Origin of the sequence: Streptomyces flavofungini (genome assembly GCF_030388665.1) — a bacterium.
Lineage (GTDB): Bacteria > Actinomycetota > Actinomycetes > Streptomycetales > Streptomycetaceae > Streptomyces > Streptomyces flavofungini_A.
The window spans coordinates 8,204,789-8,219,715 of record NZ_CP128846.1 but is presented as its reverse complement, the minus strand read 5'-3'; the positions used below and the strand labels follow the sequence as shown (position 1 = coordinate 8,219,715).

The following is a 14,927-nucleotide window of genomic DNA, read 5'->3' as shown; positions in this document are numbered from 1 at the left end:
GGCCGGCCGGCCACCCGCGAGCGCCGACCGCGGCAAGGCCGCCCGCCCGCCGCTCACGCCGCCTTGCGCGCCACCACCATCCGCCAGCGCGGGCTCCCGTCGTCCCTGCGGCCGAACTCCTCCAGCGGCCGCAGTCCCACCGTGAACCCGGCGCCCTCCAGGTCGGCCCGCACCCCCGGCAGCGGGAACGTGCGGTAGTACATGACGAAGGGCGGCTGCCGCAGCGCGTTGCGGGCCCGCATCGCCAGGTCGAAGCCGAGCATGCCCCAGTACCATGGTGACGTGAGTGGCTGTGGCGCGCCGATGGGGAAAGCGAACAGGCCGCCGGGGCGCAGCGCCCGGTGCACCTGGGCGAACAGCCCCGGGCGCTCGACGGGCAGGAAGTGCCCGAACGCCCCGAAGCTCACGGCCACGTCGAACCCTTCGACGAAGGGCAGCGCGCGGGCGTCGGCCCGCACCCAGTGCACCCCGGGACCGGTGGCGCCCGGCTCGTCCTGCGCGCCGAGCGCGGCACGCGCCCGCGCCAGCATCCCGGCGCTGAAGTCGACCCCGGTCACGTGCTCCCTGCACAGCGGCCGCAGGAGCTCCACCCCGGCCCCGGTGCCGCAGCACACGTCGAGTCCCGCGGCGAACGGGCCGAGCGGACGCAGCGCCTCGGCACACGCGTCGAGGATGCGCTCGGGCGTACGGAAGGGCGTGTGATCGAACTTGGGAGCCAGCAGGTCGTAGCCGTGCTCGGTGGAGGACAGCGCCTGGACGGCCAGTTCGCGCAGCGAGGGGCCCTGGGAGGTGAACACCGGCACAGCTTAGTCAGCGGCGCGGTCGATGAGCGGTGTGGCCGGGAACCGCCTCGCGGCCTTCCGGGCCCGTCGAACCTTCGGGTAGAGCTTCGGCTGCCACACACCCGGACCCACGTCACGGAGGTGCACCATGGGCGCACGCGGCCAGTCCCGCCCCGAGGACCCCACGGCCGACGCCATGGCGGGCAAGACCCGGTTCGACGACATCTACGACCGGCCCGACCCACGGGCGTACTTCCGCCGCCTCGCTCCGTACGACTACGAGATCCCGCACCACGCGCAGGGCGTCTTCCGCCGCACGCTCGCCGCGCGGCGCGCCGCGTCGTCAGGACCCGACGGCGACCCCACGGTGCTCGACCTGTGCTGCTCCTACGGCCTGAACGCCGCACTGCTCAACCATGACCTGACGCTCGCCGACCTGTACGCGCACTACGCCGGGGAGGCCACCACGGACCTGACCACCAGCGAACTCATCGACCTGGACAAGGAGTTCTACGCGGCTCGGCGCCGCCCGGACGCGGTCCGCGTGGTCGGCGTCGACAGCGCCGCCCACGCCACCGCCTACGCACTCGCCGTCGGCCTCCTCGACGAGGCGTACGCGGAGAACCTGGAGCGCGTGCCGCCCAGCCGGGGCCTCGCGCGGGCCATGGCGGGCGTCGGCCTGATCACCGTCACCGGCGGCATCGGCTATGTCACGCACCACACCTTCGACGCCCTGCTGGACGCCGCCCGCCTGCCCCTGTGGGTCGACGCGTTCGTGCTGCGGACCGTCCCCTACGACCGCATCGCCCAGAGCCTCGCCGCACACGGCCTCGTCACCACGACGGACGCCGACCGGCTCTACCCGCAGCGCCTCTTCACCGGCCCCGGGGAGCGGGACGACGCCGTCAGGCGGGTGCGGGCCGCGGGCGACGACCCCACGGGGCTGGAGTCCGCGGGCCGCTACTACACGCGTCTGTACGAGTCCCGGCCAGGAGCCCGCTGACCCACTCCCAGGGGCTCGCCCGGGCTCGGGGTGCGGGCGTATCGTTGATTGAGGGACGGCTCGGAGCGACAGGGGGTCGTCATGGTGCAGGAACTCCTCGCGGCCGGCGTGGTGACCCTCTCCGCCGGTCTCGTGTACGTGGCGTCGGCGGCCCGCGTCGTCAAGCAGTACGAACGCGGTGTCGTGTTCCGGCTGGGGCGGCTGTCCGGGCCGCCGCGCCCGCCCGGGTTCACCATGATCGTGCCGGTCGTCGACCGGATGCGTAAGGTCAACATGCAGATCGTGACGATGCCGGTGCCCGCGCAGGAGGGCATCACGCGCGACAACGTCACGGTGCGCGTCGACGCCGTCGTGTACTTCAAGGTGGTCGACGCCTCGCACGCGATCGTGCGGGTCGAGGACTACCGCTTCGCGGTCTCGCAGATGGCGCAGACGTCCCTGCGGTCCATCATCGGAAAGAGCGATCTGGACGATCTGCTGTCCAACCGCGAGAAGCTCAACCAGGGCCTGGAGCTGATGCTCGACAGCCCGGCGATCGGCTGGGGCGTGCAGATCGACCGCGTGGAGATCAAGGACGTGTCCCTGCCGGAGACGATGAAGCGGTCGATGGCCCGGCAGGCCGAGGCCGACCGGGAGCGGCGCGCCCGCGTCATCAACGCCGACGCCGAACTGCAGGCCTCCAAGAAGCTCGCCGAGGCCGCCAGTGAGATGTCCGAGCAGCCCGCCGCGCTGCAACTGCGGCTCCTGCAGACCGTCGTGGCCGTCGCCGCCGAGAAGAACTCGACCCTGGTCCTGCCCTTCCCCGTCGAACTCCTCCGCTTCCTGGAACGGGCCGCGAACCAGCAGCCGCAGGCTCCGGGGACACCCCCGCCCGCGAGCGCGGCACCGGGGCCCGCGACCGGGATTCCGGCCGACGCGGCGCCGCGTGAAGTCACCGCACCCACGGTGGAGTCGATCCCGCGGACCGCCAACGGCACGGCCCCGCCCGTGGACGCCGAGGCGGCGCCCTGAGCACGACCCGGACGCCGGCCGGACCCGGCCTCACCCCGGGTCCGGCCGGTCGAATCCTGCGGCACGCTCATTGAGCCCGTCGGCGCACGCATGCTAGAAAGCGCTTACTGAACTCCGGTCGCCCGCACCGCCCGGCACACTCCGCGCCGCCGCTCCCCCTCTCCCCGGTCCCTCCGGTCCCCCCGGCCCGCCCTCCCGGCCCCCTCGGTCCCTCAGGAGCCCCCGTATGCCCACTCCTTGGCCCCGCCGCGCCTTCCTCCTGGCCACCGGCACCTCGGCGCTCTCCCTCGCCGCACCCGCCACGCCCCCCGCGGCCGCCGGTGGCACCGCGAACACCACCGCCGACACCGACGCGTTCGCCGCCCTGCGCGCCAAGTGGCGCACCCTGATCCTCGGCGAGGGATTCAGCCCGACCGCCGAGCCGTTCCAGAGCCGCCTGGCCCACCTCGGCACCTCTGCACGGCAGTTGCGGGACACGATGGCTCCGGCGGCGGGCTCACTGTGGCCCGACGCCTCGTACGCCGACCCCGAACCGGACACCGACCAGGAGTCGTTCGGCTACTCCGCGAACCTCGTCACCAGTTGCACGCGGCTCGCCACCATGGCCCAGGCGTACAGCCAGCAGGGCACGGGACTCACCGGGGCCGCCACGCTCAGGACGGCGATCGTGACCGGCCTCGACCACCTCTACGCACAGGTCTACAACGAGCGGCAGGCGCGCTTCGGCAACTGGTGGAGCTGGCAGATCGGCGCCCCGCAGGCGCTGCTCGACACCTGTGTCCTCATGGACGACGCGCTCTCCGCCGACCGGATCGCCCGCTACTGCGCGGCCGTCGACCACTTCGTCCCCGACTCCGCCGTCGAGCGGTACACCGGCACCAGCACCGGAGCCAACCGCGTGGACCTGTGCCGGGTCCTCGCGCTGCGCGGTGTCCTCGGCGCGAACGAGGCGAAGGTCGCGCTCGCCCGGGACGCCCTCTCCCCCGTCTTCCCGTACGTCACCAGCGGCGACGGCCTGTACGCGGACGGCTCGTTCATCCAGCACACCACCGTGCCGTACACCGGCTCGTACGGGTCCGTGCTGCTCGGCGGGCTCGGTCTGCTGTTCGCGCTGCTCGACGGGTCGGCGTGGGAGGTGACGGACGGCGGCAGGCAGATCGTCTTCGACGCCGTGGAGAAGGCGTGGGCGCCGTTCCTCTACAACGGCCTGGTCATGGACTGCGTCGCGGGCCGCGCCATCAGCCGCGGCATCGCCGCCTCCGACGCGAAGAAGGTGCAGGCCGACGACCATCTGCGCGGCCACCCGATCCTGGCGTCGATCGCGCTGCTCGGCCAGGGCGCCTCCGCGACCGAGAACGCCCGCTGGCGGGGCCTGGTGAAGGGCTGGATGCGCCGCGACTACTACAGCCCGCCGCTCAGCGACCCCCAGTTGAGCCTCGCCCACCTGGCCCGGCTCAAGGCCGTCCAGGACGACGCCGCCGTCACGCCCGTGCCCGAGCCGACCGGGCACCGCCTGTTCACCAACATGGCGCGGGCCACGCACCGCCGCCCCGGCTGGGCCGCCTCCCTCAGCATGGCGGACGCCCGCATCACGTACTACGAGACCGGCAACGGCGAGAACCTGCGCGGCTGGCACACCGGCTCGGGCATGCTCGCCTGGTGGGGCGACACTTACGCCAACGGCCAGTACAGCGACGCCTTCTGGCCCACGGTCGACCCCTACCGGCTGCCCGGCATCACCGCGTCCCGCAAGGCACTCGCCGACGGGGCGGGCGGCGACTGGGGCGCGGCGCGACCGGACGTGAGCTGGGTCGGCGGCACCACTGACGGCCGACGGGCGGTCCTCGGGCAGCACTTGAAGGGGCTGCAGAGCACCTTGTCGGCCCGCAAGGCGTGGTTCTGCCTGGACGACGCGATCGTGTGCCTGGGCGCGGGCATCAGCTGCGCGGACGGCGCGGTCGTGGAGTCCACCGTGGAGAACCGCAACCTCGGCCCCACCGGGAGCGCCCCGTTCCGGGCCGACGGGGTCACCAAACCCAGCACTCCCTGGTCGGAGACCCTCAGCGGCGCCAGGTGGGCGCACATCGGCGGCCACGGCGGCTACGTCTTCCCCGGCGGCGCCACCGTCCGGGCCCGCCGCGAGCGGCGCACCGGCAAGTGGAGCGACATCAACAAGGGCGGCGCCACGACCCCGTTGACCCGCACCTACCTCACGCTGCACGTCGACCACGGCACCGACCCGACGGACGCGACGTACGCGTACGTCCTGCTGCCCGGCGCGAGCGCGGCCCGCACGGCCGAGCGGGCGGCGGCCACCGGCTGGCTGCGGATCCTCGCCAACTCCGGGGACCGGCAGGGCATCAGCGTGCCCTCGCTCGGCTTCACCGGGGCGGCCTTCTGGTCGGGCGGCACGGCCGGGGCGCTCACCGCGAGCGCCGCCTGCGCGGTGCAGGTCACCGAGCGGCCCGACGGGACGGCGGTGGTCTGCGTCAGCGACCCGACGCGGGCGGCACGCGCGGGCCTCACGGTCACGTGGGACCGGCCGGTCGCCTCGGTCACCGCGAAGCCGGCCACCGTCACGTCGGCGGCCACGGGCGCGGCCCTGAAGCTCACGTTCGCCGACCTCGGCCCCACGAAGGGCGCCACGCAGAAGATCACCGTGCGCCTCGGGTGACCCACGGGACCGCACCTCTCGGGCGGGCCCGGCCGCACCGCCGTCAAGGTCGGCACAGCCCCGCGACGAGGAGCGCGACCAGGCGGCGCGCCTCGTAGCGGGAGTCGTTCTCCGCGCCGATGCAGAGGTTGCCGATGCCGCGCATGAGTTCGTAGGCGGTGATGTCGGCGCGGATGCCGTCCGCGGCCGCCGCGGCGTCCAGGAGCTCGGCGCACACCGGCAGGAGGCGGTCCAGGAAGTAGGCGTGCAGCGCCTCGAAGCCCGCGTTGTCGGACTGCATCGCGGCGGCCAGGCCGTGCTTGGTGACCAGGAAGTCGACGAAGAGCTCGACCCACCGTTCGAGGGCGGCGTGCGGTGTCGCCTCGGCCGCGAGGAGGGCGGGACCGGCCTCGGCGCAGGCGTCGACCTGGTGGCGGTAGACGGCGATGACGAGGTCGGCGCGGGTGGGGAAGTGGCGGTAGACCGTGCCGACGCCGACGCCCGCCTTCGCCGCGATGTCCCGCACCGGCGCCTCCACGCCCGAGGTGACGAAGACCGCCGCGGCCGCGTCGAGGAGGGTCTGCTGGTTGCGCCGGACGTCCTTGCGCCGGGGTCCGGCGGCGTCGGCCGCGCCGGGGCCACTGTCGTTCACCGCGACGTTCCTTTCCTTCAGAGGGCTCACGCCGTGCGCGGGGGTGTCGCCGAGTCGTGGGCGGGGTGCCCGCACCACGGGACGGGCGCCCGGGGTTGTGAAGCGGAACCATGTTCCGTATCGTCGGCGGAGCAACGTTCCGTTTTGCTCATGATGGCAGACCGGGGACCCGGCGACCAGCTCGTCCGTGCCGCCCGCTGCCCACCCGCCCCTGCCCGCGGCGCCCCCGAGCGACCGCCGGGCCCACCGCACAGCCCCCGAAAACCCCCAGGGAAGGCACCCCCATGTCCGCATCCGCCGTCACACCCCCGCAGCAGCCCGCGGGCGCGCCCGCCACGGTCGTCTCCGCCAAGCCTGTCGTCCTGCCCGCCCCGGGCCGGGGCACGGACCTCCAGGTCCGCGTGTCCGCCCCCGCGACCGGCACCGACCTGCCCGTCGTCGTCTTCTCGCACGGCTTCGGCTGGTCGCTGGACGGCTACGCCCCGCTGGCGGACCACTGGGCCGCGCACGGCTTCGTGGTCGTCCAGCCCACCCATCTGGACTCCCGGACGCTCGGCATCCCCGCCGACGACCCGCGGACGCCCCGGATCTGGCGCATCCGCGTCGACGACCTCACGCGCGTCCTCGACGGGCTCGACATCCTGGAAGCCGCCGTGCCGGGCCTCGGCGGGCGGGTCGACCGCGACCGCGTCGCCGTGGCCGGGCACTCCTGGGGCGCCCAGACGGCGAGCACGCTGCTCGGCGCCCGCGTCCTCGACGCCGACGGCGTGCCCGGAGAGGACCTGTCCGACCTCCGCGTCCAGGCGGGCGTGCTGCTCGCCCTGACAGGTCTGGGCGACGCCCTCACCCCGTTCGCCGTCGAGCACCTGCCGTTCCTGCGGCCGTCCTTCGACGGGATGACGGCCCCCGCGCTCGTCGTCGCCGGGGACCACGACCAGTCCCACCTGTCCACCCGCGGCCCCGACTGGTTCACCGACCCCTACGTCCACAGCCCGGGTCCCAAGAGCCTCCTCACGCTGTTCGGGGCGGAGCACTCGCTCGGCGGCATCCCCGGCCACGAGGTCGCCGAGACGACGGACGAGTCCCCCGCGCGCGTCGCCCTGATCCAGCGGCTCAGCACGGCCTACCTGCGCACCGTGCTCGGCGGCGACGACACCGCGTGGAAGGCGGCGGTCACCGAACTGGAGGGCGCCCCCGAGCCGCTCGGGGCACTGCGGAGCAAGTGACGCCGGGCCGGGAGGGAGCGGTACCGCAGCCGTGCCCGCGCTCATCGGCCCAGGCGTGGGGTGGGCGTGTCGTCGCCGTCGGGGTCGTTCCTGGCGTCGGTACCGGGCCGGTGCGGGGGCGCGGGCTTGCGGCGCAGGGAGCCGGGCGCGGGGTGGGCGCCGCGGAAGCGCAGCCGCCGGGCGGCACTCGCGGCCCGGCCGGTCCCCCGGCCGCCCCGGCCCGCCGCCGTCCGGGACTCGCGCCACGGCCCACGGCGCAGCGCGTTCGCAAGGCGCGACCGGGGCTGCCACTCCAGGCCGCTGGGCAGCCCCCAGCCGCGTCTGTACGCGGTGAGCCGCAGGACGAGGGCCACGGTCACACCGAGCACGATGCCGAGCGTGGGCTGCTCGGCGTAACTGCACACGACGGTGATCGCGGCGGCGACCACCGCGACGGACGCGTACAGGGCGTTCCCGCCGAGCACCGCGGGGACGCGGCGCAGCATCATGTCGCGCAGCGCCCCGCCGCCCACGGCCGTGATGGTGCCGAGCAGCAGCGCGGGCAGCCAGCCGAGCCCCGCGGCGAGGGTCTTCTGCGCCCCCGCGACGGCCCAGAAGCCGATCACGGCCGCGTCGAGGGCGGTGAAGAGCCGGTCCCAGGCCTCCTGGCTGATGTGGATGAGGAAGGCGACGAACGCCCCGGCGAGCGCGGTCGGCAGGTAGAAGACGTCGGTGAGGGCCACCGGTGTCCCGTGCTGGAGCAGGGTGTCGCGGATGAGGCCGCCGCCGAGCCCGGACACCACGCCGACCGCGACGAAGCCGAACAGGTCGAGCCGTTCGGTGCGGGCGATCGCACCGCCCTGGAGCGCGGCGGCGCACACCCCGGCGAGGTCGAGCCCGCGCGTGGCCATGTCCACGCCGTGCGGCGTGAGGAGTTCGGCCATCGCCGCCCGCCTCCCTGCTCCGTTCCGCGCCCGGTGGCTCCCGTACGTCTCCTACGTTTCGTACGTCACCCGGCGGCGGACGGCGACCGGAGGCGGGTCCGGCGCGGCTCTCAGGGCGTGGCGGCCGCGGGCAGATCGAGGCTGGCCTGCGGGCGCCCCGGCACCAGACGCAGCGCGAGGACCATGGTGAGCCCGCCGCCCGGGGTGTCCTCGGCGCTGAGGGTGCCGCCCATGGCCTCGGTGAAGCCGCGGGCGACGGCGAGGCCGAGGCCCACACCGGCGCCTCGCGGGGAGTCTCCGTACCGCTGGAAGGGCTCGAAGATGCGCTCCTTGGCCTCGTCGGGCACACCGGGGCCGCGGTCCACGACCCGCAGCTGCACCTGGTCGGCCATGGTGCTCGCGGCGACCAGGACGCTCTCACCGGGGGGGCTGTACTTCAGGGCGTTCTCTATGACGTTGGCGACGGCCCGCTCCAGGAGGCCCTTGTCCGCGGCGACCATCGGCAGTTCCTCGGGGATGTCGAGGGTGACGAGCTCGGCGGACGAGGACATCCCTTCGAGGGCGAGCGGGACGACCTCGTCGAGGTCGATCTCGCGGACCATCGGCATGACGGTGTCGGTCTGGAGCCTGGACATGTCCAGGAGGTTGCCGACGAGGTGGTCGAGGCGGTCGGCACCCGCCTCGATGGCGCCGAGGAGTTCCGCCTGGTCCTCCTCGGACCACTCGATGTCGTCCGAGCGGAGGCTGGACACGGACGCCTTGATGCCGGCCAGCGGGGTGCGCAGGTCGTGGCTGACGGCGGCGAGCAGGGCGGTGCGGATGCGGTTGCCCTCGGCGAGGGAGCGGGCCTCCTGGGCCTGGGACTGCAGGCGCTGGCGGTCCAGGACCACGGCGGCCTGCGCGGCGAAGGCGCCGAGGACGCGGCGGTCCTCGGCGGGCAGGACACGGCCGATGAGGGCGAGCGACATGTGGTCGCCGACGGGCATGTCGACGTCGGCGTCCTCGGGGCGGCCGACGTGCGGGCGGGGGCCGACGCTGCCCGCGCAGGTCCACGGCGTCACGTCGCTCTCGCGCTCCAGGAGCGCCACGGACTCCATGGCGAAGGTCTCGCGCACCGTCTCCAGGAGCGATTCGAGGCTGTTCTCGCCGCGCAGCACGCTGCCCGCGAGGTGGGAGAGGATCTCCGACTCGGCGCGCAGCCGGGCCGCCTGGTGGGTGCGGCGGGCCGCCAGGTCCACGACCGACGCCACGGACACCGCCACCGCCACGAAGATCACGAGAGCGACGATGTTCTTGGGGTTGGAGATCAGGACGTGGTGGACGGGTGGTGTGAAGAAGTAGTTGAGCAGCAGGGAGCCGAACGCCGCCGACGCCAGGGACGGGATCAGCCCGCCGAGCAGGGCCGCCGCCACCGTGAGCGTCAGGAACAGCAGCATGTCGTTGGCGAGACCGAGGTCGGGCGCCACACCGCGCAGCAGCAGGGCGAGCAGTATCGGCCCGCCGATGCCGACCAGCCAGCCCCAGGTGGTCCGGTGGCGGCCGAGGCGGGCCGCGCGCGGTGTGGCCGACAGGCTGCGTCCCTTGCCCGCCTCGTTGTGGGTGACCAGGTGGACGTCGAGGTCGGGTCCTGACTCGCGGGCGACGGTGGCGCTGACGCCGGGCCCGAACATGTACTGCCAGGCCCGGCGGCGGGACACACCGAGGACGATCTGGGTGGCGTTGACGCCGCGCGCGAACTCGAGGAGCGCCGCCGGGATGTCCTCCCCTATCACCTGGTGGAAGGAACCCCCGAGGTCCTCCACGAGGGTGCGCTGGATCGCGAGTTCCTTGGGCGATGCGGCGGTGAGGCCGTCGCTGCGGGCGATGTAGACGGCGTGGACCTCGCCGCCCGCGCCCTTCTCGGCGAGCCGGGCGGCGCGGCGGATGAGGGTGCGGCCCTCGGGTCCGCCGGTGAGGCCGACGACGATGCGTTCCCGGGCCTGCCAGGTGGAGCGGATGTTGTGCTCGCCCCGGTACTGCTGGAGGTACTCGTCGACGCGGTCCGCGACCCAGAGGAGGGCGAGTTCCCGCAGGGCGGTGAGGTTCCCGGGGCGGAAGTAGTTGGATAGGGCCGCGTCGACCTTGTCGGCCTTGTAGATGTTGCCGTGCGCCATCCGGCGGCGCAGCGCCTGGGGCGACATGTCGACCAGCTCGATCTGGTCCGCCCGGCGCACCACCTCGTCGGGGATCGACTCCCGCTGGCGGACACCGGTGATCCGCTCGACCACGTCGCCGAGGGACTCCAGGTGCTGGATGTTGACGGTGGAGATCACGTCGATGCCGGCCGCGAGCAGCTCCTCGACGTCCTGCCAGCGCTTGGTGTTGCGCGAGCCGGGGATGTTGGTGTGCGCCAGTTCGTCGACCAGGGCGACGGCCGGGGCGCGCTCCAGGGCGGCGTCGACGTCCATCTCCGTGAACGTCGCGCCCCGGTACTCCAGATCCTTGCGCGGCAGCAGTTCGAGGCCGTGCAGCATCACTTCCGTGCGGGGGCGGTCGTGGTGCTCCACGAAGGCCACGACACAGTCGGTGCCGCGTTCCAGACGACGGTGGGCCTCGGACAGCATCGCGTACGTCTTACCGACGCCCGGTGCCGCCCCCAGATAGATCCGAAGCTTGCCGCGTGCCATGTAACTCGTCTCTGCGCTCGGGGCGATTGATCCGTTCATCAATCAAAGGCGCTCAGAATGCCAGACGCCAGGGGCCCGCGCACCGTTGACCTCGCGCACGCGGTCCGCGAACGGCAGGGACAGGACCATGGTGAGCCCGCCGCCGGGGGTGTCCTCCGGGGTGAGCGTGCCGTCCATCGCCTCGGCGAGCCCCCGTGACAGGGCGAGGCCGAGCCCGAGACCCGTGGTGTTGTCGGTGTCGCCGAGCCGCTGGAAGGGCTCGAAGACCCGGTCGCGGTCGGCCGGCGGGAGGCCGGGGCCGCGGTCGACGACGCGCAGTTGCACGCGGCCCGCCAGGGCGCTGGCGGTGATCAGGACCTTGCCGCCGGGCGGGGTGTGGCGGGCGGCGTTGCCGACGAGGTTGGCTATCACCCGCTCCAGCAGCGGCGGGTCGGCGAGGACGGCGGGGATCTCCTCCAGGCTGCCGGTCTCGACCGGGCAGTGGTCGGGCAGCGAGTCGAGCGCGGGCGGCAGGACCTCTTCGAGCGCGGTGTCGCGCAGTGCCAGCTTGAGGGCGCCCGCCTGGAGGCGGCTCATGTCGAGCAGGTTGTCGACGAGGCGGTTCAGCTTGGTCATGGACTCGTCGGCCGTGGCGAGCAGTTCCTCCCGGTCCTGCTCGGAGAAGTCCAGGTCACGGCTGCGCAGCGAGCCGATCGCGGCGAGGGCGGCGGCCAGCGGGGTGCGCAGGTCGTGGCCGACGGCCCGAAGCAGGGCGGTGCGCATCCGGTCCGCGGCCTTGACGGGCTCCACCTCGGCGGCGGCCGCGGCGAGCCGGACCCGCTCGACGGCGGCGCCGACGTGCGCGGCGAACGCGGCGAGTGCGCGGCGGTCGGCGGCGGGCAGCGGGCGGCCGCGCAGCACGAGGTAGGCGTCGGCGCCCGCGGGCACGGCCGTGACCTGGGTGTCCGAGGCGTCGGGCGGCTCCTCGACCAGTTCGGCCGCCTCCACGCCGAAGGCCTCCCGGGCGCGTTCGAGCAGGGCGGGAATGGGCTGCCCGCCCCGCACGATGGTGCCCGCCAGCGACGACATCGTCTCGGCCTCGGCGGTGGCGCGGGCGGAGCGCCGGGACAGGCGCAGGGACCGGTCGACGAAGGCGGCGACGGTGGCGGCGACGATCGCGAACACCACCAGCGCCAGCATGCTGTTCGGATCGCCGAGGGCGAAGTGCCCGACGGGCGGCATGAACCAGTAGTTGAGCAGCGTCGACGCGGTCACCGACGCCACCACGGCCGAGAGCACGCCGCCTATGCAGGCCACGCCCACGACGGCCAGCAGGAACAGCAGCGCCTCGCTGGTGAGGTTCAGGTGCTCGCGGGCCGCGTCCAGATCCAGCAGGAGGGTGAGCACGCTCGGCAGGAGCAGCCCGGCGACGGGTCCGCCGACGCGGCGCGGGCCCGACAGCGTACGTCTGCGGGACGGCAGCAGGGTCCCCGCGCCCGCGCGTTCGTGGGTGACGGTGTGGACATCGATGTCGCCGGACGCCTCGACGACGGACTCGCCGGTGCCGCGTCCGGTGAGGAACCGCTCGAAGCGGCCACGGCGGCTGGAGCCGAGGACCAGCTGGGTGGCGTTCTCGGCGCGGGCGAACTCCACCAGGGCGGTCGCGATGTCGTCGCCGACCACCGAGTGGTAGCTGCCGCCCAGGTCCTCCACGAGCCGCCGCTGCCGGGTCAGGGACGCGTGCGAGGTGCCCGCGGCGAGGCCGTCGCTGCGGGCGATGTGCACGGCGAGCAGTTCACCGCCCACCGAGCGGTCGGCGATGCGGGCGGCGCGGCGGACCAGGGTGTCGCCCTCGGGGCCGCCGGTGAGGCCGACGACGACGCGTTCACGCGTCTCCCACACGCCGCCGATGCCGTGCTCGGAGCGGTACGCCTGCAGGGCCTCGTCGACGCGGTCGGCGACCCACAGCAGGGCGAGCTGGCGCAGCGCGGTCAGGTTGCCGGTGCGGAAGCAGTTGGCGAGGGCCGCGTCCACCTTCTCCGGGGCGTGGATGTTGCCGTGCGCCATGCGGCGGCGCAGGGACTCGGGGGCGACGTCGACGAGTTCGATCTGGTGGGCGCGGCGCGCCACGTCGTCGGGGACCGTCTCGGCCTGCGGCATCTTGGTGATCTTCTCCACCACGTCCTTGAGGGACTCCATGTGCTGGATGTTGATCGTCGTGACGACGTCGATGCCGGCCGTGAGCAGCCGGTCGATGTCCTGCCAGCGCTTGGGGTTGCGGCCGTCACCCGGCACGTTGGTGTGCGCGAGGTCGTCGACGAGCACGACCTCGGGGCCGCGGGCGAGCACCGCGTCCAGGTCGAGCTCGGTGAACTCGCCGCCGCGGTAGGAGACGCGGGCGCGCTCCACCACGTCGAGGCCCGCCGCCTTCGCCGCCAGGAGCAGCGATTCCGTGTGCGGGCGCCGATGGCACTCCACGAGGCCCACGACGACGTCGGCGCCGCGTGCGGCCCGCCGCCGCCCTTCGTCGAGCATGCGGCAGGTCTTGCCGACCCCCGGTGCCGCTCCGAGGTAGATCTTCAGCTGTCCGGGCCGTACGTGCGTCATCGCGCCGGTGTCAGAACCTCTCCGGGAAGAGCCGCGCGAGGACGAGATATCCGACCAGGCTGACGGCGATGACGAGTCCCACCACATTCTCAGCGCTCACGGTCCTCAACTCCCTTGGCGTGCTGGGTGACTTCTCCACCGAAGCCGCTCGCGGGACCTGCGGATACGGCCCTTGACACATCCTTGGCAGCTCCCACCAGGACGTTGACACCGCCTTGACATCGAGAGGGCCGACCGGGCGAAGCTGGCGTGCCGGGAAGTCTGGTCGGCGTGATGGTCCCCCGCTCCAAGACGGCCCACACTCCATCAGGGGCCCCGATGCGCAGTGTAGGTACCGTCTTGTCTCTCGTCGTCCTCCCGACGACGGTGCGACCTTCGCCCGCCGGTGGCGCATCCCGGCCCCCTCGCTGCTCGTCGTCGCGGGCCTGGGTCTCGCGCTCCTTCCGGGCGCCCCGCCAGCCGCGTCCCCAACCCCACAGGGCCATACGCCTAGCGCAGCGACTCGATCGCGCGGGACATGCTCTCGGCGCCGTGCCCCTCGGACACCTGCCGCTCGAAGAGGGCGTGCAGCGGGGCGAGCAGGTCGACGCCGACGCCCTGGTCCTTGGTCGCGGTGAGGATGTGGGCGAGGCCCACGGCGTTGATGTCCAGGTTGGACGTCTCGGTCCGGTAGTCCCCGGCGTCGATCTCGGCGGCGAAGGCGGGCAGCGCGGCGATGGCCTCCTTGAGCCAGCGCACGAGCAGTTCGGTGACCTTCCCCGCCTCGATCCCGGCGGAGCCGCCGACGGCCACCGTCTGGAAGAACCCGGCGAACATCCCGTACATGCCGCTGAGCAGCGCCACGTCGTACACCGGCGCGAGCCCCGAGTCGGCGCCGACGAACACCGCCGAGCCCAGCGTCTCCAGGAGCGTGCGGTACCGCGCGAAGGCCTCCTCGTCGCCGCTGTAGAGGACGAACGCCTCCGGTGTGCCGACGGTCTGCGGGATCGCGTAGACCGCGCCGTCCACGTACGCGGCGCCCTGCCCGGTGACCCAGGCGCCGAGCTCGCGGGCCGGGTCGGGGGTGCCGGAGGTGAGGTTGACGACCACACGGCCCGCGAGGGCGGCCGCGGTCGGCATCAGGAGGGCGCGGACGGTCGGGTAGTCGAGTACGCAGACGACGACCAGGTCGCTCGCGGCGACGGCGTCGGCCGGGGTGGCCGCCAAGGTGGCGCCCCGCGCGACCAGTTCGTCCGCCTTGTCCTGCGAGCGGTTCCAGACGGTGACCTTGTGCCCCTGGTCGAGGAAGGTGCGGGCGAGGACCTGCCCGAGGTTGCCGAGACCGATGACGGTGATGGTGGTGGGCTCGGGGGCGGCGGTGTCGTCGCCGGTGGTGGTGATGGCGGTGTCGGTCATGGTGTGCCTCCGTGGGACGCGGCCGGGGCG

At 73.7% G+C, this 14,927-nt stretch carries 11 protein-coding genes; 4 read left to right on the top strand and 7 right to left on the bottom strand.

The window, feature by feature from the left end; all coding sequences use genetic code 11:
• Positions 1-53 precede the first annotated feature (53 nt).
• Positions 54-797 (bottom strand): class I SAM-dependent methyltransferase, encoded by a 744-nt coding sequence (locus QUY26_RS35475; protein ID WP_289953997.1) that lies wholly within the window; start codon positions 795-797, stop codon positions 54-56.
• 133 nt (positions 798-930) lie between these two features.
• Between QUY26_RS35475 and QUY26_RS35470 the strand changes: the two genes are divergently transcribed.
• The 3 genes from QUY26_RS35470 to QUY26_RS35460 all read left to right on the top strand — a co-directional run bounded on the left by QUY26_RS35470 (position 931) and on the right by QUY26_RS35460 (position 5,470).
• Positions 931-1,785, top strand: a complete 855-nt coding sequence (locus QUY26_RS35470) for a hypothetical protein (protein WP_289953995.1) — start codon at positions 931-933, stop codon at positions 1,783-1,785.
• An 81-nt stretch (positions 1,786-1,866) separates the two neighbouring features.
• Positions 1,867-2,796 (top strand): slipin family protein, encoded by a 930-nt coding sequence (locus QUY26_RS35465; protein WP_289953992.1) that lies wholly within the window; start codon positions 1,867-1,869, stop codon positions 2,794-2,796.
• Positions 2,797-3,022: 226 nt separating this feature from the next.
• Positions 3,023-5,470: a polysaccharide lyase 8 family protein gene (locus QUY26_RS35460; protein ID WP_289953990.1), complete on the top strand. Its 2,448-nt coding sequence runs from the start codon at positions 3,023-3,025 to the stop codon at positions 5,468-5,470.
• A 43-nt stretch (positions 5,471-5,513) separates the two neighbouring features.
• On the opposite strand, the gene QUY26_RS35455 is transcribed toward QUY26_RS35460, so the two are convergent.
• Positions 5,514-6,101, bottom strand: a complete 588-nt coding sequence (locus QUY26_RS35455) for a TetR/AcrR family transcriptional regulator (RefSeq protein WP_289953988.1) — start codon at positions 6,099-6,101, stop codon at positions 5,514-5,516.
• 284 nt (positions 6,102-6,385) lie between these two features.
• Between QUY26_RS35455 and QUY26_RS35450 the strand changes: the two genes are divergently transcribed.
• Complete coding sequence (locus QUY26_RS35450; protein WP_289953987.1) at positions 6,386-7,327, top strand: alpha/beta hydrolase family protein; 942 nt, start codon at positions 6,386-6,388, stop codon at positions 7,325-7,327.
• Positions 7,328-7,368: 41 nt separating this feature from the next.
• Here QUY26_RS35450 and QUY26_RS35445 read toward each other — a convergent pair whose 3' ends face one another.
• From QUY26_RS35445 to QUY26_RS35425, 5 genes are all read right to left on the bottom strand, one after another.
• Positions 7,369-8,250: a trimeric intracellular cation channel family protein gene (locus QUY26_RS35445; protein ID WP_289953985.1), complete on the bottom strand. Its 882-nt coding sequence runs from the start codon at positions 8,248-8,250 to the stop codon at positions 7,369-7,371.
• 110 nt (positions 8,251-8,360) lie between these two features.
• Positions 8,361-10,916, bottom strand: coding sequence for a sensor histidine kinase (locus QUY26_RS35440; protein ID WP_289953983.1), 2,556 nt, complete (start codon positions 10,914-10,916; stop codon positions 8,361-8,363).
• A gap of 42 nt (positions 10,917-10,958) precedes the next feature.
• Positions 10,959-13,502: an ATP-binding protein gene (locus QUY26_RS35435; RefSeq protein WP_289953981.1), complete on the bottom strand. Its 2,544-nt coding sequence runs from the start codon at positions 13,500-13,502 to the stop codon at positions 10,959-10,961.
• 10 nt (positions 13,503-13,512) lie between these two features.
• Positions 13,513-13,602 carry a K(+)-transporting ATPase subunit F gene (gene kdpF / locus QUY26_RS35430; protein ID WP_033263837.1) on the bottom strand — a complete coding sequence of 30 codons (90 nt, stop codon included), beginning with the start codon at positions 13,600-13,602 and terminating at the stop codon, positions 13,513-13,515.
• 389 nt (positions 13,603-13,991) lie between these two features.
• The gene (locus QUY26_RS35425; protein ID WP_289953979.1) at positions 13,992-14,897 is read right to left on the bottom strand and encodes an NAD(P)-dependent oxidoreductase; all 906 of its coding nucleotides are present in this window, start codon (positions 14,895-14,897) and stop codon (positions 13,992-13,994) included.
• Positions 14,898-14,927 lie beyond the last annotated feature (30 nt).

Coding starts and splice junctions, on each gene's coding strand:
- QUY26_RS35470 (WP_289953995.1), top strand. CDS start 931: ATGGGCGCACGCGGCCAGTCCCGCCCCGAGGACCCCACGGCCGACGCC.
- QUY26_RS35465 (WP_289953992.1), top strand. CDS start 1,867: ATGGTGCAGGAACTCCTCGCGGCCGGCGTGGTGACCCTCTCCGCCGGT.
- QUY26_RS35460 (WP_289953990.1), top strand. CDS start 3,023: ATGCCCACTCCTTGGCCCCGCCGCGCCTTCCTCCTGGCCACCGGCACC.
- QUY26_RS35450 (WP_289953987.1), top strand. CDS start 6,386: ATGTCCGCATCCGCCGTCACACCCCCGCAGCAGCCCGCGGGCGCGCCC.
- QUY26_RS35445 (WP_289953985.1), bottom strand. CDS start 8,250: ATGGCCGAACTCCTCACGCCGCACGGCGTGGACATGGCCACGCGCGGG.
- QUY26_RS35440 (WP_289953983.1), bottom strand. CDS start 10,916: ATGGCACGCGGCAAGCTTCGGATCTATCTGGGGGCGGCACCGGGCGTC.
- QUY26_RS35435 (WP_289953981.1), bottom strand. CDS start 13,502: ATGACGCACGTACGGCCCGGACAGCTGAAGATCTACCTCGGAGCGGCA.
- QUY26_RS35425 (WP_289953979.1), bottom strand. CDS start 14,897: ATGACCGACACCGCCATCACCACCACCGGCGACGACACCGCCGCCCCC.